Here is a 20,255-nt window from a genome sequence, read left to right on the forward strand (position 1 = left end):
ATGACGGCGGAGGAGTTCGCCGAGACGACGGACGCCATCCTGGCCTCCGTCACGCGGGTCATCGACGGGAAGCCCGACGCGGTCCGGTCGGCCCTCGTGTGCATGCTGGCAGAGGGACACCTCCTCATCGAGGACGTGCCGGGCGTCGGCAAGACGATGCTCGCCCGCGCCCTGGCGGCCTCGGTCGAGGCGACGGTGCGCCGCATCCAGTTCACCCCCGACCTGCTCCCCGGCGACGTGACCGGCGTGAGCGTCTACAACCCCGTCGACCGCGAGTTCGAGTTCAAGCCGGGCGCGATCTTCGCGCACATCGTCATCGCCGACGAGATCAACCGCTCGTCTCCGAAGACGCAGTCCGCGCTCCTGGAGGCCATGGAGGAGGGACAGGTCACCGTCGACGGCGTCTCGCACCTGCTGCCGGAGCCCTTCCTCGTCGTCGCGACGCAGAATCCGCTCGAGATGGAGGGCACGTACGCGCTCCCCGAAGCGCAGCGCGACCGGTTCATGATGCGGATCTCGATGGGCTACCCGGATGCCGCATCCGAAGCGCTCATGCTGCGCCAGCGCGACACCGTCAACCCGCTGGATGCCGTGACGCCCGTCATCGGCTCGGACCGCGTCCGCGACCTCGTCGCCTGGGCGCGGAACGTGCACGTCTCCCCCGCCATCGAGGAGTACGCCGTGGGCCTCGCCCGCGCGACGCGTCAGCATCCGGATCTGCGCCTGGGCGCGAGCCCGCGCGCGACCCTCCAGCTGGTCCGCGCGGCGAAGGTGTGGGCCGCCCTCGACGAGCGCGAGTTCGTCATCCCCGACGACGTCGCGGCGCTCCTCGAACCCGTCTTCGCGCATCGCATGATCGCGGCGCGCGGGTCGAGCGCGGCGCGCGGACGGTCGATGACCGACGCCGTGTCGTCGATCCTGCAGAGCATCGCCGGGTCCGTCCGGGTACCCGTCGCGACGCGCTGAGGACGATCATGAGGGTGTGGCCGCTGACGCTCCGGGGAACGGGGGCGGTGCTGCTCGGCATCCTGTGCTTCATCCTCGCGTACGAGTTCACCATCACCGAGCTGCTGTACGTCAGCGCGCTGCTGCTCGCGGTCGTCGCCGCGAGCGTCGCGACCCTCTACCTCGTGCGGCGCACCGAGCGCGTCACGCGCACGTTCGTGCCCGACATCGGGACGGCCGGCCGGGAGAACCTCGTGCGCGCGCGGGTCGAGATCCGCTCGCCGCTGCCGGCGGCGCAGGGCAGATGGGTCGACAAGCTGCCGGACGGCGTCACGGGCACCGCCGCCGGCGCCTTCCCCGCGATGGCCTCGGCGATGGGCTCGGGGATGCACGCCATCGATCTGGAGTACACCATCACGACGGAGCGCCGCGGGGTCCGGGCCCTCGGGCCGCTGTCGGTGACCTCGACCGACCCGTTCGGCTTCGCACGCCGACGGCACACGATCGGCGGCACGGTGGCGCTCACGATCGCGCCGGCCGTCATCGAGCTGGGGCCGCTCACCGACCTGCCCGGTGAGGCCGGCGGCAGCATGCACTCCACGACCGATCAGCTCGGGCAGGGCACCGACAACCTCATCCCGCGCCACTACACGCCGGGCGACTCGATGCGTCGCATCCACTGGCGTGCGACGGCGCACCGCGACGCGCTCATGGTGCGGCAGGAGGAGCAGGAATCGACGCCGTCCGCCGTCGTCGTGTTCGACCGCAGCGTGCACCGCTGGACGCCGGAGGCCTTCCGGTCTCCCGGCAGCGACCCCGGCTTCGAGATGGGTGTCACGGCGTGCGTCTCGGTCGTCGCACGCCTGGCCCGAGAGGGCTACATCGTCACGGTGATGGATGCCGACGGGACCGATCTGGTCCCCCCCGTCGACGCCGGCGACTCGACGGGCGTCGACGAGCTGACCGTCGCGTTCGCGACCATCACGGCGCGGCGCGACGTCGCCCTCGAAGAGCTCGTGCGGCAGTTCACCGGCGCGCAGACCGGGCCCCTCGTCCTCGTGACAGGCCGGATCGACGACGCCGACACGGTCCTCCTCGCCCCGCTCACGCACCGCAGCACGCTGCCGATCCTGTTGACGGTGGCGCCGCACGAGGACGCGCTCGCCCGGTCGGTGGAGGCCGGCTGGCATGCCGCCGCGATCCCGCCCGACGCCGACCTGGCCGTCGCGTGGCTCGCGGCGCTGGACCGGGGGTCGCGCCGTGTCGGCGTTTGAGCGCCTGCCCGAGGCCGTCGCCCGCCCACGCGGCGAGCGACGGCTCACCCTCGCGCTCTACATCGCGCTCGTCTCCGCCCTGGCGCCGCTGCTGAGCGTCGTCGCCGCCGGCGCGTGGACCTTCGCGGTCGCCTCGCTGACCGCGGCGCTGCTGGCGCTCGGCTTCGTGACGCGCCGCCTGCGCGTGCCGGCCGTCGCGGTGACGCTGCTGGAGACGGCGGTGTGGGCGGGAGCGGTGACGGTGATGTTCTTCACCGACACGGCGCTGTTCGCGGTGATCCCGACGCCGGAGTCGTTCGGGCAGATCCCGGTGCTGATCCAGACGGCCTCCAACGAGATCCTCCTCGGGGTCGCCCCGCTCGAGCCGACCCGGTCGGTGAGCTTCATCATCGTCGCGGCGATGGGGATCCTCACGATCGCGCTCGACCACGTCGTGCTGACGGCGCGGATGCCGCTGCTCGCGACCATCGCGCTCGTCGCGGTATGGCTCATCCCGGCGATCGCCGTGCCCAGCGGGGTCAACGTCCTCGCGTTCGCGGTGCTGGCCACCGCGGTGCTCTACCTCATCCGCGCCGAGACGCGCACGCGCGAGACCGTCGCGCCGCGCGGTCGGTCCGACGGCGCCGGGGTCACCGCTGTGGCGGCGACGATCGGCGCGGTCGCGATCATCGGTGCCATCATCGCGGCCCCCGCCCTGCCGCCGCCGGTCGTGCGTGCCGGCGGCAACGGGTTCGCGGCCACCATCGACCCGACGCTCGAGCTGGGCGACGACCTGCGCCAGCGCGGCGACGTGACGGCGCTCCGGGTGCGGACCAACGCGCCCGCGCTGCCGTACCTGCGTGCGACAACGCTGTCGAGCTTCGACGGCGCGGTGTGGCGTCCCGATCGCCTGCGGTCGGTGCCGCTCGGCGAGTCCACGTTCGACGACGTGCGGGCCGATGAGGACATCCGGGTCACCGAGTACCGCACGAACGTGACGATCGACCAGCTGTCGTCGGCGTACCTCCCGGTGGCCTTCCCGGCCGTCGCCGTCGACGGCCTCGAGGGCATCTGGCGCGCTGTGCCGTACAGCCGCACCGTCCAGACACCGCAGAGCAACACGCTCGGGCAGCGGTACGAGATCGTCACGCACGTGCCGCGACCGACGCTCGAGCAGATCCGCGGCGCCGAGGCGCGACTGGTGGGCAGCAACATCGTGCTGGACGCCGCACCCGACGGCATCCCGGAGATCATCGAGGCGACGGCGCGCGAGGTGACGGCCGAGGCGACCAACGACTTCGATCGGCTGTCCGCGCTGCAGTCCTGGTTCCGTGGGCGCGACTTCAGCTACTCGCTGCTGTCCCCCGTCCAGGACGGGTTCGACGGGACCGGCGCCGATGCGATCGCGCAGTTCCTCCAGGTGCGGGAGGGCTACTGCATCCACTTCGCGGCCGCGTTCGCGCTCATGGCCCGCACGCTCGAGATGCCCTCGCGGATCGTCGTGGGCTTCCTTCCGGGCAGCCTCACGAACGAGCGCGAGGAGGACCAGCGCATCGCCGAGGTGAAGACGAGCCAGCTGCACGCCTGGCCGGAGGTGTACTTCGAGGGGATCGGCTGGATCGCGTTCGAGCCGACCAAGAGCCTCGGCGACGTGCCGCGGTTCCTGCCTGCCGCGATCGCGGGCGTCGACGACGACGGTGAGGATGTCGCGGGTCCGCGGCCGACGACGACGCCCACGGCGTCTCCCGCGGCCACGCCGCTGAACCCCGAATTCAACGACGGTGCCTCGTCGGGCGCCGGGAGCGTGCAGCTCGTCGACCTGCGGCCGTACCTCGCGACCATCGCGGTGGTCCTGGTGCTGTCGGTGACGCCGACGGCGCTGCGGGCCCTCCGGCTGCGGATGCTGTCGCGCCGCGCGCGCGCGGGCGACATCACGGCGGCGTGGCGGATCGTGCAGGACGTCGCGATCGACCTCGGTGCCGCCGTGCCGGCATCCGAGTCGCCGCGCGCGTTCGGGATGCGGCTGATGGAGTCGCACGGCGCTCCCCCCGGCGAAATGCGACGGCTCGTCAACGCCGTCGAGCATGCGAGCTACGCGCGCGCCGGCGCCGTCGAGGTGGCCGAGCGTGCGGCGGAGGACGCCGAGAAGATCCGCGTGGCGATGCTGGATGCCGCGCCGGCGGCATCGCGCGCGAAGGCGCGGGCGCTCATGCTGCCGCGGTCGCTGATCATCCGGCCGGGCTCGGCGTTCGCGGACCGCGTCGCCCCGGTGGCGTAGCCGGGCGCGGGCTCGGGCCGCGCGCCGGCGCGGGTTTCGCCCGCGCCAGATGGCGGGTGCGAGGCGCCACCACCCGCCGGTCGGCGCGGGTGAACGAAGCGCCCAAAGTTCGCCCGCGTCACATTGCGGGTGCGCGGCGCCACGACCCGCAATTCGGCGCGGGTGAACGAAGCACCCAGGAGTCGCCCGCCGTGGTGCACCGCGCAATCGGCGCTCGCCCGCGTCACATGGCGGGTGCGCGGCGCCACGACCCGCAATTCGGCGCGGGTGAACGATGGCCTCAGCCAGCCGACCGGGCGACGGGGCGCTGAGCCGCGCGCCCGAGGAGCGGTATCGGTGGCCGTTCCCGGAAACGCAGATGAGCGCCGCCCCTCGGGGACGACGCTCATCTCGTGGCGGAAGTGACAGGATTTGAACCTGCGAGGCGAGTTACCCCGCCTACATGGATTCCAGCCATGCTCCTTAGGCCGCTCGGACACACTTCCAACGGACGATCCTACCAGAGCGACACCGGCTCCCTTCTCGCCGGACGCCGGGTGCTGGCCACGGGCAACGACGGCGGCCGGCGCTCGGTGACAGGTGCTGGGCGCTGAGGATGACGGTGGCCGGGGCACCGTGACGGGCGCCCGACGCCGGGCGGCGGGCGCAGATGGGACCGGCGCTCGGCCGGTCACGCCTGACGCCCGGCGCCGAGACGGCCTGGGCCCCTCATGCCGTCGTGGCCGCCCCTGGCCCGCGTCAAGCCGCGCGCCAGCCGCCGCGGTCGGGCGGTGGATCCCACGCCCACCGCACGGGCGACTTCGACCGGAGGACGGTGTCCTCCGCCGCCCTTCCCTGCCGGTCCCCTGCCCTTCCGCGCGGAGGATGGAGGACGAACGGGCCGGCGCCCTCGCGGCTGATCTTCCACCCCTGGTTGTGAAGCAGCAGGTGGTGGAAACGGCAGAGCAGCACGCCGCGGTCGATGTCGGTCCGACCGTGGTCCTCGGCCCAGTGGTCCGCATGATGCGCCTCGCAATACGACGGCGGCCGATCGCATCCGGGCCAGAGGCACCCGCCGTCGCGGACGGCGAGCGCCATCCGCTGCTTCCCGGAGAAGAGTCGCTGCTCGCGCCCCACATCGAGAGGGTTGCCGCATCCGTCGACGGTCACGACGACGGATCCGGTGTCGCACAGCGCCCGATCGAGCACCGACCCGGGAACCGCATCGCCGCCATCCTCGACGTGTCCGACGGCGAGGAGGCGACCGAACGGGTCGCGGGGGCCGACGGCATCCTTCACCACGACAAGTCGGACTCCCGGCTGTCGCGCCCCGAACACATCCTCGGTGGACGCGAGGGCACCGGCCCGCAGGATGTCCATCATCAAGTCGTACGTCAGCTGCTCGTTGGTGCGCGGATCGTTCACGAGATCGTCCGCCTGCGTCCGCTCGGCGTCGGTCATGAAGCGCGGACCGCCGCGGCGCGGACGCAGCGCAGCATCCGTGATCGACTGCACCCACGCATAGGCCTCGTCGTCGAAGTCGATGCGGGCGTGGTGGACGCCGTCCGCATCCGTCCACGTGCGGAAGCCGCGGCCTGCGAACCGCGGCGCGAACCTCTCTTCGGCACCCACCGGATCGAGCACATCGCGGACCGCGCGGGCGCGCTTAGCGAGCTCCTCCACCGGCATGCCGGGCGCTTCCTCCGTCAGCTGCTGTGCCGCGATCGCCCAGACCTCCGCCGCGCCGGCGCAGTCCCGCGGGTCACCGAGACCGCGCCGGATGGCGTCGTGCTGTGCCGCCGTCACCGTCCCGCAGAGCATCGCATCGCGCAGGCCCCTATGCCACACGAACGGCGGCGCCACCGCCCCATCACCGGGCCCCGCTTCGGGCCCCGCATCCGGGTCGGCCGGCGGGCCTTCCAGCAGAGCCGCCCCGACGCGCACTGTCCGACTCGCCTCTCCCCTCGAGCCGCCCGTGATCTCCTGGACCAGGGTCACCGGCGACCGGTGCCCGAGCGTGCCGGCGAGTCCGCCGTGCGGGGCGGCCGACCGCTCTGCGATCACCCCCGCGACCGCGACCCGGAGCCGCTCCGCACATCCGATGAGCGCAGACGCCTCCTCGAGGAGCGCGATGACAGCATCATCCGGCATCTCTCGCAGCGCCGCCGGCAGGGCGGCCGACTCGACGTCGAGCGCGCCATGACCGGCGACGGTCTCCGCCCTCGACGCCAGCTCCGCGAGAAATCTCATACCGTCATTCTGACGCGACCATCGGACATTTGTTCGAATGGTTCACGCCTCTGTGGACGACACCGATGAGTTGACCGATGTGGAGGAAGCGGCGTCTTGACGAATATCACCCCGAGGGATAAATATATCCCTCAGAGAGATACATCTGTCGATCGCGAGAGCAGGACGCACCGCATGCCATACGTCATCCTGGGCCTGCTCCTCACCGGTCCCCTGTCGCTGTACGACCTGCGCAAGCGGTTCGGGGCGGGCATCTCGCTTTTCTACAGCGCGAGTTTCGGGGCTCTCCAGCGGGCGCTCCGGCAACTCGTCGAGCAGGGCGACGTCACGGTCGCCGACGCCGCGGGCGCGGGACGCCCGAAGAAGCTCTACACGGTCACGCCGGCCGGTCGCGAACGCTGGCGCGCGTGGATGCGGGAGCCGATCGCGCCGGGCGCGGACGCCGAGACCACACTCCTCGCCAAGGTGTACCTGCTCGGGCGCCTCGACGATCCGGGTGATCGGCGGTTCGTGCTCGATCGCGTCCGCGAGCGGGCAGCGAGCGCCATGGACGACCTCACCGGTCTCGCGACCCAAGTGGATGCCGCGGCCGCCGCCGTCCCCGACGACAGCCGCCTCGCCTTCGAGTACCAGCGCGCGACGCTCGACTACGGGCTCCGCGCCCACGCGCTCATGCTCGCCTGGACAGAGGAACTGCGGGGGCAGGCGTCATGAGCACACCGCAGCAGCATCCGCAGAGCCGCGTGCGGGTGCTCTACTCGCTCGCGGCCGCCGCCTCGCTCGTCGTCGCGGTGATCTTCGTCACCATCGGCGACGGCGTCGACGTCCCCGAGGCGACGGGGCTTCGCGCGATCATCGTCGACGGCGGCCACACGGCGGTCTGGGTGCTCCTCACCATCGCCTTCGCGATCGCCGCGGTGCGCGGCTCGTGGGTCCGCGCGGCGGGCGCCATCGCGGTCGCGGCCGGCGTCCTGTATGCCCTCTTCCTCGTGGCGGTGTTCCTGTGGCGGTGATCGCCGCGGCTGTGGCGGTCGCGATCCTCACGGGCCTTGCCGTCCTCCAGGTCTGCGTCGCGGCCGGCGCGCCGTGGGGCCGCTTCGTATGGGGTGGCCGACATCGCGTCCTCCCCCGCCGTCTGCGCATCGGCAGCGCCGTGTCGGTGCTGCTCTACGCCGTCTTCGCCGCGATCCTGCTCGCTCGCGCCGGCGTCCTCCCCGGCTGCACGTCACCCGTCGTCGTGGTCGCCACCTGGGTGCTGTTCGGCTACTTCGCCCTCGGCATCCTCATGAACCTCGCATCCCGAAGTCCCGCCGAACGCTGGACGATGGCTCCGGCCTGCGTCGTCCTCGCCGTGCTCACCGCGGTCGTGGCGCTCTCCTGAGCCGGCCTCGCACCCAGCACCGCGACCGGAACCCCGCCCACCGGAACTAGGCTCGTCCCGTGACCACCGCATCCCCCCTGGTCCTCGTGGCCAACGCCGGCGACGGCTCGATCAGCACGTTCCGCCTGACCCACGGCCGGCTCGCGCGCCTCGCCGTCACCGACGGCCTGCCCGGCACCTCGACCTTCGTCGTCGACGCCGAGCGCGACCTCGTCTACGCCGCGGTCAAGGGCGACGTCCCCGGCATCCTGACCCTCGCCCTCGACCGAGAGTCGGGTCGCCTCACGCCGCGCAGCAGGCGAGATCTTCCCGCCGGGGGGATGAACTACCTCGCGCTCACCCGCGGCGGCACCGCCCTGCTCGGGGCGTCGTACGGCGGCGGCTACGGCATCCTCGCCCCCGTCGTGGACGGCACGGTCGGCGAGCCGACGAGCACGATCTCGTACCCGCGCCTGCACTCCGTCCTCCCCAGCGCCGACGGACGCTTCGCGTACTTCGTCTCCCTCGGCGCCGACCTCGTCGCGCAGTATGCGATCGACGGCACGACCGGCAGCGACCTCGCGCTCACCCCGCTCGACCCCGCGACGGTCGCATGCCCCGCCGGCAGCGGTCCGCGTCACCTCGTGCTCAACGACGCGCAGGATGCCGTCTACGTCCTCACGGAGTTCTCCGCCGAGGTTCTCCACTTCGCCCGCAGCACCGACGACGGCACATTGACCCCGCAGGACAAGGTCACCGCCCACGACACGACGAAGGGCCTCGCGCACAGCGTCATCGACGAGGACCCGCTCGCACACCATTACATCTGGGGCGCCGACATCCACTTCGGTGACGGCGGCCGGCGACTCTGGGCGTCCGAGCGCACCGAGAACACGCTCGGCTCCGTCGCGGTGGCAGCCGACGGCTCACTCACCCCCGCCGACCGCTTCACCGTCACCGAGACGCAGCCGCGCGGCTTCGCGCTCAGCCGCGACGGCGCCTACCTCGTGGCGGCCGGCGAGAAGTCGACCACCGTCTCCCTGTACGACGTGGATGCCGATCGGCTCGAGCTCCGGCAGCAGGCCGAGACCGGTACGGGCGCGAACTGGGTCCGCTTCGTCGAGTGACCTCGCGGTGAGCCCTCGGCTCAGGAAATCGACGAGCCCCACGCCGGCCGAACTGTACTGATTCGCGGTCGACACGTCGCGCCGCCACATGGCGTCGAAGATCGCGCGCTCAGTGCCCCGCGCCACCGGGTCGGCGCTGCAGGCGCGTCTCCTCCTGGTCGAGCATCACCTGCGCCTCGGCGAGGATCCGCGAGGGGTAGACGCCGGCGGCGCGCAGCTCGAGCATCTTCTCCCGCTCCGCTCCCACGATGGCGAGCCGCAGCTCGCGGAAGACGCGGTGCGGCGTCTCACTGGCTGTTCCGCCCCGGCCGGCACGCTCCCACGCGGCTTCCGTGTTGAGGAACGAGGACTGGCGGGCCCGCTCGACGACCTCGGGGTCGAGGGAGTCGCCGCGGGCGGCGACCTCCTCGTCGAGGGCGTCGAGGCCTGCCACGCTGAGCGTCTCGAGCAGCTGCGCGAAGTCCTTGCGGTCTTCCGTGGCGTCGATCCCCTGCACGCCCAGGAGCTTGATCACCCACGGGAGCGTCCCGCCCTGCAGCAGGATGCTGACGACGGCGACGGTGAACGCGATGAGGATGAGCTGCGGACGGTACGGCGTCTCCTCCGGGAGGGACTGCGCCGCCGCGAGGGTCACCACACCCCGCATGCCCGACCAGCCCAGCACGACTCCCCCGCGCCAGTCGATGTGCTCCTGCCGCTGCGTCTCGAGGTCGGCTCGGCGGCGGGTGTAGTCGCGCTCCAGGCGGTTGCGCGCGAGCGCTTGGCGCCGTGACTTCATCGGATGGCTCCGGAAGTAGTAGAGCGCGAGCAGCGATCGGTAGGTCTGCTTCTCGGCACGCCGTGCGCGGCGGCCGAGCGCGTAGACGAGCGGACCGATCCACAGATACCGGATGGCGACCAGGGCGAGGGTCGCGAGCAGTCCGATGCCGATCGAGTCCCACACGCCGAGCACGGTCGGGTCGACGTCGCCGATGAGGGTGCGGATCTCGAGTCCGATGAGCAGGAAGACGCCGTTCTCCAGGAGGAACTGGATCGTCCGCCAGTTGATGCGGTCGCTGATCCGCGACTGCGGCGAGAACTTCGCCGGTGCCGCATGACCGGTGTAGAGGCCCGCGACGACGACGGCGAGGATCCCGGAGGCGTGCAGCTGCTCGGCCGGGACGAAGGCGATGAAGGGCACGGCGATCGACAGCGCCGTGTCGAGCACGGGGTCGGACAGCTTCGAGCGCACCCACACGGTCACCCAGCCCGTGATCAATCCGACGACGATCGCGATCGCGACGGCGTAGCAGAAGTCCGCGACGCCCGCCCACGGCGAGGCGAGCCCGCCGGCGGCGGCGGCGACGGCTGACCGGAGCAGCACGAGAGCCGTCGCATCGTTGACGAGGCCCTCGCCCTCGAGCACGGTGAGCAGTCGGGGCGGCAGGCCGAGGCGGCGCCCGATCGAGGTCGCCGCGACGGCATCCGGTGGGCTGATGATGGCACCCAGCGCGACGGCGGCGGCGAAGTTCAGATCCGGCAGCAGCAGGTACAGGAGCCCACCCGTCGCGAAGGCCGTGACGATGACGAGCACGACGGACAGGCTCGCGATCGGTGCAAGGTTCCGCCGGAAATCGATGATCGGCACGCTGATCGCCGCCGCATACAGGATCGGCGGGAGGAGTCCGTCGAGGATGATCTCGTGCGGCACCTCGATCTCGGGTACCCCCGGGAGGTAGGACAGGGCGACACCGGCGACGACGAGGATGATGGGCGCGGCGACACCGAGCTTCTTCGAAAAGGCGGCCACGCCGACGATGATGGCGACCGCCACGACCGCGTACACACCGATTTCCATTGTGGCCAGACTATCGGCCCGTTGCCGCGCGGCCCCGGGCTCGCGGCCTCGACGGCTGTCCCGACTCCCTCCTAGGCTGGCCCCGCTGACTTCCCCCGGACAGCAGAGGAGACGCGATGGCGAGCGAGACCACCACCGAGGACCCGACCAGGACCGCTCCCCGGCGCGACGTCGCCCGCTGGCTCTTCCTGCCGATGGGCGCCGCCGCCGCCCTGTTCGGGATGCTCCCCTGGCTCGCGACCGGTGCCGGGCTGCCGCTGCAGAACCTCTGGGAGGGCGCGCCGGGCGATGCCCCCTTCGTCCTGCTGCCGTTCAGCCAGTACGCGGTCAGCCTGATCGCCGCACTGCTGATCGTCGGAGCGCTGGCCGCCGGAGTCGTCGGACGTGCGCTTCGCGCGGCCACCGCGAAGGGCGCCACCGCGCTGCTCCTCGTCGGGGTCGTCGTCGTGCAGCTGGTCGCGGTCGCGCAGACCGCGGCCACCGTGCACGCCGGCCTGCAGGTGGGCGAGGAGGCGACCGTCTACGTCGTCGGACTCACCGCCGGTGCTGTGTTCATCGTGCTCGTGGGCGTGTGCGCGCTGCTGCTTGTCGTCCGGGCTCCGCGCGGGGGCGCCCTCATTGGGCTCGTCATCGGCGCGATCGCGTTGGGGCCGTGGACCTCGGCGCTCATCGTGCCGTTCGGCTCCGTGTCCGTCGAACCGCCGGCGGCGCTCGTCCTGACGCCCTGGATCGCGCCTGTCCTGGCGGGCGCCGCGATCGCGTGGGCGGGCGTGGACTCGGTGGGCCGGGTCATCGCGGCCGTCGCGACGGTCATCGTGGTGTGGGTGGCGCCCGCTCTCCTCACCGGCGTCAGCAGCGCCCTCGGCACCCGTGTCTACGCGAACAGTCCGGGCGACATGCTCGACTACGGCGTCAACGTCTTCGGCATGGCACTGCTGATCCCGGAGCTCGCGCTCCGCCCCATCCTGGCGACGGTGATCACGGCGGCGGTCGGGCTCGGCATCCGGATGCTGATCGCGCGGCGGTCGGACTCTCCGCATCCGGTGGCGAGCTGACGAACGTCACTCATCCCGCCGCGTCCGGCAGCATCTCGGGGCACGTGCCGCCCGGCTCGGTCGCGAGCTCGAAGTGCCAGCGCTCGTTCGCGTAGGTCTGACACAGGCCGTACCGGGCGCCGTGGTCGATCAGCCAGATCTGCGCGTCGAGCGGCGCGATGTCGACGGCATCCCCCGTCACATGGTGGGAGCCCTCGGGTGTCGCGACATACTCCCGCGCCAGCTCCTCACTCCCCCATTCCTCGATCCGCTCGTCGAGCAGCCACTGCTGATACTCGCGACTGCGCCATCCGCTGGTGATATCGAAGCGGATGCCGTCGGCAGCAGCATCCGCCTCGGCGCGCCGGAGCGCATCGAACAGGTCGTCATCCAGCCGCGAGATCGCGGGCAGGTGCGTCGCGCTGAGGGAGATCGGATGCCGCTCGTCGACGGCGCCGTCACGCTCGCCCGGCGCGAAGGCGAGGCTCTGCATCGGCGCCCACAGGACGGTGACGAGGATCGCCGCGCTGATCGCGAGCGCCGCGAGGACGAGGAGGACGACGAACGGGACGGGGCGCGGGCGGGCGCGTCGGGCGTGGCGGAGCATGCTCCCATCCCACGCGGGCGCGTGTTGCGGGAGCGTCGGCGCAATCCCATACGCTCCCGATACACCGGCCGACCTAGCATGGGCGCATGCGTGTGCTGATCGTCGAGGACGAGCTGTTCCTCGCCGAGGCCATCCGCGACGGGCTGCGGCTCGAGGCGATCGCCGCCGATCTCGCCGGCGACGGCGACACGGCGCTCGAGCAGCTGGCGGTCAACACGTACGACGTCGTCATCCTGGATCGCGACATCCCGGGACCGAGCGGCGACGAGATCGCCCGGCGCCTGTCCGCGACGCCGGAGAGCCCGCGCATCCTCATGCTGACCGCCGCCGACCGGCTGGACGACAAGGCGTCGGGATTCGAGTCCGGTGCCGACGACTACCTCACGAAGCCCTTCGCGCTGCGCGAGCTCGTGCTGCGCCTGCGCGCCCTCGGCCGCCGCCCGGCGGCGGTGAACCCGCCGATCGTCGAGGCCGCCGGCATCCGACTCGACCCGTTCCGACGCGAGGTGTTCCGCGACGGACGCTACGTCTCGCTGACCCGGAAGCAGTTCGCGGTTCTCGAGGTGCTCATGACGGCGCGCGGCGGCGTCGTCAGCGCGGAGGACCTGCTCGAGCGGGCATGGGACGAGAACGCGGACCCGTTCACGAACGCGGTGCGCATCACGATCTCCTCCCTGCGGAAGCGCCTCGGCGAGCCCTGGGTCATCGAGACCGTGCCCGGGGTCGGGTACCGCATCGCGACGGATGCCGCGCCGTGACCGCGCGCGCACGCGGACTGTCCGTGCGGGTCAAGCTGACCCTCAGCTACGCGGGGTTCCTGCTCATCGCGGGCCTCGCGCTCTTCGCCGTGGGGATCCTGCTGCTGAGGTTCGTCCCGGACGGCAACCTCGTGCTGCTGGAGGGCGGCTGGGCGCCGAACCGCCGCGACCTCATGGACGTGTTCGTCCGGTACGCGACCTGGGCGCTCATCGCCCTCGTCGCCATCGGGCTCGTGGGCGGCTGGTTCCTCGCGGGACGGATGCTGGCACCGCTCGCCCGCATCACGACCGTGGCACGGCGGACGGGTCAGGGCGCGCTGGATGAGCGGGTCGCCCTCTCGGGTCGCGGAGACGAGCTGACCGATCTCGCCGATGCCTTCGACGCGATGCTCGACCGCGTGCAGCGCACGATCGACGAGGAGCGCCGGTTCGCCGCGAACGCGTCGCACGAGCTGCGGACGCCGCACGCGATCATCCGCACGATGGTCGAGGTCGCTCAGGTAGACCCCGAGGGACGCGACGCCGATGCGCTGCTGGAGCGCATCGCCGTCACGAACGAGCGCGCGATCGCGAGCACGGAGGCGCTGCTCCTGCTGGCACGGGCAGGGCGGGGCGACGCGCCGACGGCGGCGGTGGACCTCGCCGCGGTGGCGGCGGAGGTCATCGAGGACGCCCGAGACCGCGCGAGCGGGATCCGCATCGAGACGGCACTGCATCCGGCCCCCGCCCGCGCGAACCGCGCCCTGCTGACGCGCGCCGTGGCGAACCTCGTGCAGAACGCGATCGTCCACAACCTGCCGAACGGTGGGCGGATGACGGTGTCGACGGACACCGGCGGCGGCGCGGCGGTGCTGACGGTCTCCAACTCGGGGCCGGTCATCGATCCTGCCGTCGCGCAGACGCTCACCGAGCCGTTCGTGCGCGGCGGCGGGCGCGCACGGCGGCCGGGCGACGACGGCGTCGGCCTGGGGCTCGCGATCGTCGCGTCGGTCGTCCGCGCGAGCGGCGGGGAACTCGAGATCCTCGCTCCCGCCGAAGGAGGCCTTCGCGTGCGGGTCACGCTGCCGGGCGACGGCGCCTCCTAGACGGCCGGCGTCGCGCGGTCGCCGGCTCCCCGAGGACAATGCCCCCATGAAGCCTTCCTGGACGCCCCTGTCGATCGCCTACCTCGTCCTCGCGCTCGTGGGCCTGATCGGCACGCTCCTCCTGAACGTGTGGTCGGTCGTGCTCATGCGCGACTACCTCGGCGACCTGTTCACGTCCGGCCCCGCGGTCGGGTCGATCGGCGTCGACCTCCTCGTCGTCGCGGTCGCCGGATGCATCCTGATCGTCGTCGAAGCGCGCCGGCTCGGCATGCGTCGCGCCTGGCTCTACATCGTGCTGTCCGGGGTGACGGCGTTCGCCTTCACGTTCCCGCTGTTCCTCGCGCTGCGCGAGCGGCGCCTCCATTCCCTGAACGCCGTCGCTGCGGGATGATCAGCCCAGGGTTGAGGTGTTCCGGGAGGTCTGCATGTCGACGATCGATTCCGCCGCTCTGGAAGCGGCTGCCGCGAAACGGGCGTTCACCGGTGTGATCACGGTGGATGCCGGAGACGAGCGCCCGCTCGCGCGTGCCTTCCGGTTCGCGCACCGCGCCTTCGCGGTGCCGAACACGCCCGAGACGCGGTTCGCGATGGCGAGCGGCAGCAAGACCTTCACGGCGCTCGCGGTCATGCGGCTCGTCGAGGAGGGCGTGCTGCGACTCGACCGGCGCGTACGCGAGATCCTCGGCGACGACCTGCCGCTCATCGACGACGCCGTGACACTCGAGCACCTCCTCGCCCACACGTCCGGGATCGGCGACTACCTCGACGAGGAGGCCGAGTGGGACGCCTCGGACTACGTGCTCACGGCTCCGGTCCACACGCTGACGAGCGCGGAGGCGTTCCTTCCGCTCGTCGACGGGTTCCCGCAGTCCTTCCCGCCCGGCACGCGCTTCGGGTACTGCAACGGCGGGTACATCGTGCTCGCGATCGTCCTGGAGCGCGTGACGGGCGAGACGTATCACGACGTCCTCCGCCGCCTCGTGTTCCAGCCGGCTGAGCTGACGCAGACCGACTTCCTCCGATCCGACGAGCTGCCGGGGACCGCGGCGCTCGGCTATCTCTTCGAGGCGGGTGACCGGGTCAACACACTGCACCTCCCGGTCCTCGGCAACGGCGACGGCGGGGCGTACACGACCGCCGCCGACCTCCACCGGTTCTGGCGCGCCTTCTACGCCGGGCGGATCGTGTCTCCCGCCTCGGTGGCCGCGATGACGGCGCCGCGCCACGACGTGCCGGACGAAGGGATGCGCTACGGCCTGGGCTTCTGGCTGCATGCGTCCGCGCCGGCCGCCGTCATGGAGGGCTACGACGCGGGCGTGTCGTTCCGGTCGACGCACATCCCGGCCTCGGAAACGACGGTCAGCGTCCTCGGGAACAGCTCGGAGGGCGCGTGGCCCGTCATCGGCGTCGCAGCCGAGGCCATCGACGCGTGGGTCGCGCAGGAGCAGCCCCACACGCACTGAGACGCGCGGGTATCACCGGCGCCCCGCCGCCCCTCCTTCCAGGCATGGCACTCATCGACGGCATCACCAGCGGCTTGTCCCTCGCCCTGCTCGGCGACGGATCGATCATCCAGCTCGAGCGGCCGAAGGCCCGCGCGTGGATGCTCGTGCACAGCGCGGCGGACGGCGCGCGCCTGAACTCCACCGCACATCGGCGCGCGATCGCCGACGTGGCCGCGCATCCGACGGATGCGACGTCCGCGGTCGCGGCGATCCCGACCCGGGGCGTCGCGACGGTCGCGCCGACGGTGGCGGCCGTGTCCCTGTCGGCGCTGGCCGACGCGGGGGGCGCCGTGGCGCTGACGGCGACCGGCGCGACGATCACCGTCGTCACACGCGGGCGCGCCGCGCGCCACCTCGAGGTCGACCCGGCGACGGGCACCGTGACGGACATCGGGAAGGCTCCGAGCGGGGTGGTCGACATCGTCGCGCACCCGAGCGAATCCGCCGTTCTGGCCCTCGCCGGCTGGGCGCCGCGGCGCCGGCTGTATGTCCTGCGCGCCGGCTCCGCGCCGCAGCCGATCGCGAAGACGCCCGGGGCCACCCGGATCGCGACGTTTGCGCCCGGCGATCAGCGCCTCGTCATCGGGTACGCCGACGGACGGACGGCGCTCATCGATCTCACGACGCCGACCACGGCGCCGGAGCCCCTCGACGCGGGCGCCGGTGCGGTGTGGGGGCTTGCGACGCGCGGGGACGAGGTGCTCGTGGGGACGGGCGCCGAGGTCCGCGTCGTGCCGCTCGTGGAGGCGCCCGGCGTCGAGATCACGATCGACGCCGTGCATTACCTGGCCTCCTGGACCCGCGCACGCGTCGCATGCCGCGGCGGCGTCTCCTTCGACTCCCTGCTCTTCGCCGTCGACCCGCCCGAGGGCGGCCTCGTCTCGGCGTCGCGCGACGCATCGTTCGACCCCGCGCATCCCGACGTCGTCGTCGCGATCGGCGGCATCGTCGGCGACTACAAGCTGGTGGCGATGGATGCTGCGACCGGCGCCGTCCACACGGCGGCGGCCTTCTCGATCACCGACACGTGGTCGGGCGTGGATGGGCCGCCGACGGCGCTCATCGGGCCGGCCGAGAACGCCGCGCCGGATGCCTCGTGGGGCGGCGGCGACCCGTACGTGCCGCAGAATCTCGACGTCCGCCCGCGGCGCGGGGACTACCGGGTCGCGGTGCTGCTCGTGGAGACCGACGATCAGGCGACGCTGACAGCCGCGGAGGTCACGGCGCTCACCCAGACACTGCGGCAGGAGATCTTCACGGGTGTCATGCGCGGCGGCGTCCTCGAATCGACGCGGCTGTACTACGACGCCGTCTCGGACGGGCAGCTGAACCTCGTGGAGGCCGGCATCATCGTGCCCGTCCACCTGCCCAACGACTGGGACGACTACGTCGACCCGGAGGCGACGGGCCGCACGCAGGGCGACGGGCTCAGCAACTTCACGACGGCCGCGGTCGCCGAGATCGTGCGGCAGAACCGCGATCGCACGGCGGCCGGGCAGCCGCTCGTGCTCGACCTCGACGCCGTCGACTCGATCATCGCGGTGATGCGCTCCATCCCGGCAGGTGCCCCCGCCGGCTTCCCCGGCCGCCACCAGTGGCCGTACGGCACACGCCCCGGCGGCTACCAGATGAGCTTCATCGTCGGCGAGGACCGCCTGTCGCTCCCGTTCGGCTTCGAGATCTCCATCCCGCGGATCCGCAACATCCAGGCGCTCACGATGCCGACGACGTGGACGGCGATCAGCAACGGCCGCACGCTCGCGGAGACGGTCGGCCATGAACTGGGCCACAACTTCGGTCTGCACGACTCGTACTGGGTGTCGACGAAGCACCTCGCCGAGTACCAGTCGCGCGCTCCCGGCACGTGGGACCTCATGGGCAACGAGGAGGGTGCGCCGGAACCGGCCGTCGTCGAGCGGATGCACCTCGGGTGGGTGCCGGGAGGTCAGGTGCGGACCATCTCGGTCGGCGTGGCCGGCTTCGTCGACGAGGAGGTCACGCTGCACGCGAGCGGCCGCGGCGTACCCGTCCCGGCGGGACGGCGGCAGGCCGTCGAGCTGCGCATCGCGAACGGCCGCAACTACTACTTCGAGTACCGGCGGCGGAACGCCGCGGCGCTCAGCGACCAGGCGATCCCGGAGGACTTCGTGGTCCTCGGCACCGACTACATCTCGGGCGACACGCCGCCGACCGACCGTCGGCCGCTGCTGATGCTGCGCAACGACTCCGACAACGACGACGCGACCTTCTCCCTCAACGACGACTACCGCGAGCAGGACACGACCGACCCGTCGTACCCGAACGACTTCGCGATGACCGTACTGGAGACGGCGGGCGACTTCGCCCGCGTGCGGCTGCGCTACGCGGACGCCAAGCCCGACCCGTCGATCCTGCCGTGGGGCCAGAGCACGAACTGGAAGAGCCCCGACCTGCGCGTCGAGAACCACCGGAACCGCCTGAACCCGGCGCTGCGCGACGTCCCGTGGGAGGGCCATGACAACTGGATCGTCGCGACGATCCGCAACACCGGCCGCGACGTCGCGAACGACATCGAGGTGCGCTTCGCGGTCAAGGACTTCACGCTCGGCGGCGGGGCCGAGACCGGACTCGGGACGATCACGATCCCGACGCTCGCGGCCGGCGCGACGACCGAGGTGACGTCTCCCGATGTGTGGCGCCCGCCGGCGCTCAGCGGCATCCCGTTCCTGGACATCCGTCCGCACTACTGCGTGATCGCCCGGATCACCGCGCAGCCCGGCGAGATCACGCGGGACAACAACGAGGCGCAGTCCAACCACACGCGCATGATCTCGGCCTCCGGGTCGCCCTCGACACGGGAGACGGGAGTCGTCCGGGTGACGAACCCGCACGCGGTCCCGGCACGGTGCCGGGTCGTCGTGCGCCAGACCGACCGGCTGTCGCGCACCTACCTCGAGCGCGCATGGGTGCAGCTGGACCCGGGCGAGGAGCGCGACGTGCGGTTCTGGACCGAGTCGATGATCGGCGACCCCGCGCTCGGCCGGTTCTGGGAGGAGCGCAAGAGCCAGTCGTGGGAGCTCCCGAACAGTCTGCGGCTCACGGGCGTCGCCGACACCGGCGAGGGCTGCCACGGCGACGTCACCGGCGGTGCGCACGTCGAGGTCTGGTTCGGACGGCGGACGCGCTTCGTCGATCTGTACGTCGGACGCGGGTACGCGCGCGGCCGCGTCGAGGTCGAGGAGGACGGCGACGGCGTGTGGGGAACCGTCGTGGTCTCGCTGCGCGAGGACAAGGAGGGCAAGGACCTCGGTGTGTACGAGGGACGCGTGGAGAACGGGAACTTCGCGTTCGAGTTCCGCGCCGAGCAAGGCGAGGTCGAGGGCGCACGCGTCGCCCAGGCCGAGTTCAGCGGCGGATACTCCGCCGCGGCCGCCATCAGCGAGTGGGTCGAGGTTCAGCAGTGAGCGGGAGCTCGCGGGTCCGGTCCCACGGCTCCGTCCAGCCGAGCCGGTCGAACAGCCCGTCCAGCACGATGGCGGTGAATCCCCAGACGAGGTGGATGCCGGCGGCGTGCGGCACGTGGAAGGCCGGGCCGCGCCACTCCTGACCATCCCGGCGGATCACGGTGATGCCGCGGTGCGCCGGGTCCAGGAGGTCGGCGACGGGGGCACGGAAGACCGCCGCGGACTCGGCCTCGTCGACGACGCGGACGGGCGAGGGATGCCGCCACCAGCCGAGCACGGGGGTGACGAGGTGCTGCGAGTAGGCGAGCGGGAGCGTCTCGAGGGTGCCGAGCACGTCGACGCCGGCCGGATCGAGACCGGTCTCCTCCTCCGCCTCGCGGAGGGCGGCGTCGACGGGCTCCTCGCCGGCATCGAGACGACCGCCCGGAAACGCGACCTGCCCGGGGTGCGACCGCAGGGTCGCCGCGCGGCCGAGGAGCAGCACGTCGAGGTCGCGTGAGACGGCGTCGGCGGCGTGATCGCTCGGCACGCCGTCGAGGATGCCGAAGAGGACCAGCACGGCGGCGGCACGGGGATCCGTCGGCGCCGGCGCGTTCCGCAGCGCGGAGAAGCCGTGGCCCGCCGTGCCGTCGGCGACCGCGGCCGTCAGCGCCTCCAGCTGCGCCCGGGCGCTGCGCGGGGCGGGAGGGGCGGACATCGGTTCAGGCTACGCCGGTTCCGGTGGGGTGGGCCGGTGCTACCCGCGACGCGCGCCGCGGTCAAGGGGCTGGGCTGCGCCGGGGCGCCCGGTGAGG

At 72.2% G+C, this 20,255-nt stretch carries 17 protein-coding genes and 1 tRNA gene; 13 read left to right on the forward strand and 5 right to left on the reverse strand.

Annotation, left to right across the window (positions count from 1 at the left end; all coding sequences use genetic code 11):
• The 3 genes from QZL85_RS14315 to QZL85_RS14325 are packed head-to-tail and all read left to right on the forward strand — an operon-like array spanning nt 1 to nt 4,476.
• A complete protein-coding gene (locus QZL85_RS14315; RefSeq protein WP_295578165.1) occupies nt 1-966 on the forward strand; it encodes a MoxR family ATPase in 966 nt (321 codons plus the stop codon).
• A gap of 8 nt (nt 967-974) precedes the next feature.
• Nucleotides 975-2,219, forward strand: a complete 1,245-nt coding sequence (locus QZL85_RS14320) for a DUF58 domain-containing protein (RefSeq protein ID WP_295577981.1) — start codon at nt 975-977, stop codon at nt 2,217-2,219.
• On the forward strand, nt 2,206-4,476 hold the full coding sequence (locus QZL85_RS14325; protein ID WP_295577982.1) for a DUF3488 and transglutaminase-like domain-containing protein: 2,271 nt from the start codon (nt 2,206-2,208) through the stop codon (nt 4,474-4,476). Before QZL85_RS14320 ends, QZL85_RS14325 begins: the two co-directional genes overlap by 14 nt.
• Nucleotides 4,477-4,869: 393 nt before the next feature.
• Here QZL85_RS14325 and QZL85_RS14330 read toward each other — a convergent pair.
• Both QZL85_RS14330 and QZL85_RS14335 read right to left on the reverse strand, forming a co-directional pair.
• Nucleotides 4,870-4,961, reverse strand: a tRNA-Ser gene (locus QZL85_RS14330).
• Between the two features lie 253 nt (nt 4,962-5,214).
• Nucleotides 5,215-6,705 carry an HNH endonuclease signature motif containing protein gene (locus tag QZL85_RS14335; RefSeq protein ID WP_295577984.1) on the reverse strand — a complete coding sequence of 497 codons (1,491 nt, stop codon included), beginning with the start codon at nt 6,703-6,705 and terminating at the stop codon, nt 5,215-5,217.
• Nucleotides 6,706-6,879: 174 nt separating this feature from the next.
• On the opposite strand from QZL85_RS14335, the gene QZL85_RS14340 reads away from it, so the two are divergent.
• Genes QZL85_RS14340 through QZL85_RS14355 form a run of 4 tightly spaced genes read left to right on the forward strand, consistent with a single transcriptional unit; the run spans nt 6,880 to nt 9,192 of the window.
• A complete protein-coding gene (locus tag QZL85_RS14340; protein WP_295577986.1) occupies nt 6,880-7,419 on the forward strand; it encodes a PadR family transcriptional regulator in 540 nt (179 codons plus the stop codon).
• Nucleotides 7,416-7,718, forward strand: a complete 303-nt coding sequence (locus QZL85_RS14345) for a hypothetical protein (RefSeq protein WP_295577989.1) — start codon at nt 7,416-7,418, stop codon at nt 7,716-7,718. The genes QZL85_RS14340 and QZL85_RS14345 overlap by 4 nt, the downstream gene beginning before the upstream one ends.
• Nucleotides 7,715-8,086: a hypothetical protein gene (locus tag QZL85_RS14350; RefSeq protein ID WP_366208654.1), complete on the forward strand. Its 372-nt coding sequence runs from the start codon at nt 7,715-7,717 to the stop codon at nt 8,084-8,086. Before QZL85_RS14345 ends, QZL85_RS14350 begins: the two co-directional genes overlap by 4 nt.
• 59 nt (nt 8,087-8,145) lie before the next feature.
• Nucleotides 8,146-9,192, forward strand: a complete 1,047-nt coding sequence (locus tag QZL85_RS14355) for a beta-propeller fold lactonase family protein (RefSeq protein WP_295577993.1) — start codon at nt 8,146-8,148, stop codon at nt 9,190-9,192.
• 109 nt (nt 9,193-9,301) lie between these two features.
• Here QZL85_RS14355 and QZL85_RS14360 read toward each other — a convergent pair whose 3' ends face one another.
• A complete protein-coding gene (locus QZL85_RS14360; RefSeq protein WP_295577994.1) occupies nt 9,302-11,029 on the reverse strand; it encodes a sodium:proton antiporter in 1,728 nt (575 codons plus the stop codon).
• A 116-nt stretch (nt 11,030-11,145) separates the two neighbouring features.
• Here QZL85_RS14360 and QZL85_RS14365 point away from each other — a divergent pair, with 116 nt between their 5' ends.
• Nucleotides 11,146-12,084, forward strand: coding sequence for a hypothetical protein (locus QZL85_RS14365; RefSeq protein WP_295577996.1), 939 nt, complete (start codon nt 11,146-11,148; stop codon nt 12,082-12,084).
• Nucleotides 12,085-12,094: 10 nt separating this feature from the next.
• Here QZL85_RS14365 and QZL85_RS14370 read toward each other — a convergent pair whose 3' ends face one another.
• Nucleotides 12,095-12,670: a M15 family metallopeptidase gene (locus QZL85_RS14370; RefSeq protein ID WP_295577998.1), complete on the reverse strand. Its 576-nt coding sequence runs from the start codon at nt 12,668-12,670 to the stop codon at nt 12,095-12,097.
• 86 nt (nt 12,671-12,756) lie between these two features.
• Between QZL85_RS14370 and QZL85_RS14375 the strand changes: the two genes are divergently transcribed.
• Genes QZL85_RS14375 through QZL85_RS14395 form a run of 5 tightly spaced genes read left to right on the forward strand, consistent with a single transcriptional unit; the run spans nt 12,757 to nt 19,461 of the window.
• Entirely contained in the window at nt 12,757-13,428 is a 672-nt protein-coding gene (locus tag QZL85_RS14375) for a response regulator transcription factor (RefSeq protein ID WP_295578000.1), read from the forward strand.
• Nucleotides 13,425-14,513, forward strand: coding sequence for a HAMP domain-containing sensor histidine kinase (locus QZL85_RS14380; protein WP_295578003.1), 1,089 nt, complete (start codon nt 13,425-13,427; stop codon nt 14,511-14,513). The genes QZL85_RS14375 and QZL85_RS14380 overlap by 4 nt, the downstream gene beginning before the upstream one ends.
• Before the next feature lie 46 nt (nt 14,514-14,559).
• Nucleotides 14,560-14,904 carry a DUF2834 domain-containing protein gene (locus QZL85_RS14385; RefSeq protein ID WP_295578006.1) on the forward strand — a complete coding sequence of 115 codons (345 nt, stop codon included), beginning with the start codon at nt 14,560-14,562 and terminating at the stop codon, nt 14,902-14,904.
• Between the two features lie 34 nt (nt 14,905-14,938).
• Nucleotides 14,939-15,976, forward strand: coding sequence for a serine hydrolase (locus QZL85_RS14390; protein WP_295578009.1), 1,038 nt, complete (start codon nt 14,939-14,941; stop codon nt 15,974-15,976).
• 44 nt (nt 15,977-16,020) lie between these two features.
• Nucleotides 16,021-19,461 (forward strand): CARDB domain-containing protein, encoded by a 3,441-nt coding sequence (locus QZL85_RS14395; RefSeq protein ID WP_295578012.1) that lies wholly within the window; start codon nt 16,021-16,023, stop codon nt 19,459-19,461.
• On the opposite strand, the gene QZL85_RS14400 is transcribed toward QZL85_RS14395, so the two are convergent.
• Complete coding sequence (locus QZL85_RS14400; RefSeq protein ID WP_295578014.1) at nt 19,433-20,158, reverse strand: CoA pyrophosphatase; 726 nt, start codon at nt 20,156-20,158, stop codon at nt 19,433-19,435. The two genes, QZL85_RS14395 and QZL85_RS14400, sit on opposite strands and share 29 nt — an antisense overlap.
• Between the last annotated feature and the right edge of the window lie 97 nt (nt 20,159-20,255).

Origin of the sequence: uncultured Microbacterium sp., from assembly GCF_900078385.1 — a bacterium.
In the GTDB taxonomy this organism is placed as follows: domain Bacteria; phylum Actinomycetota; class Actinomycetes; order Actinomycetales; family Microbacteriaceae; genus Microbacterium.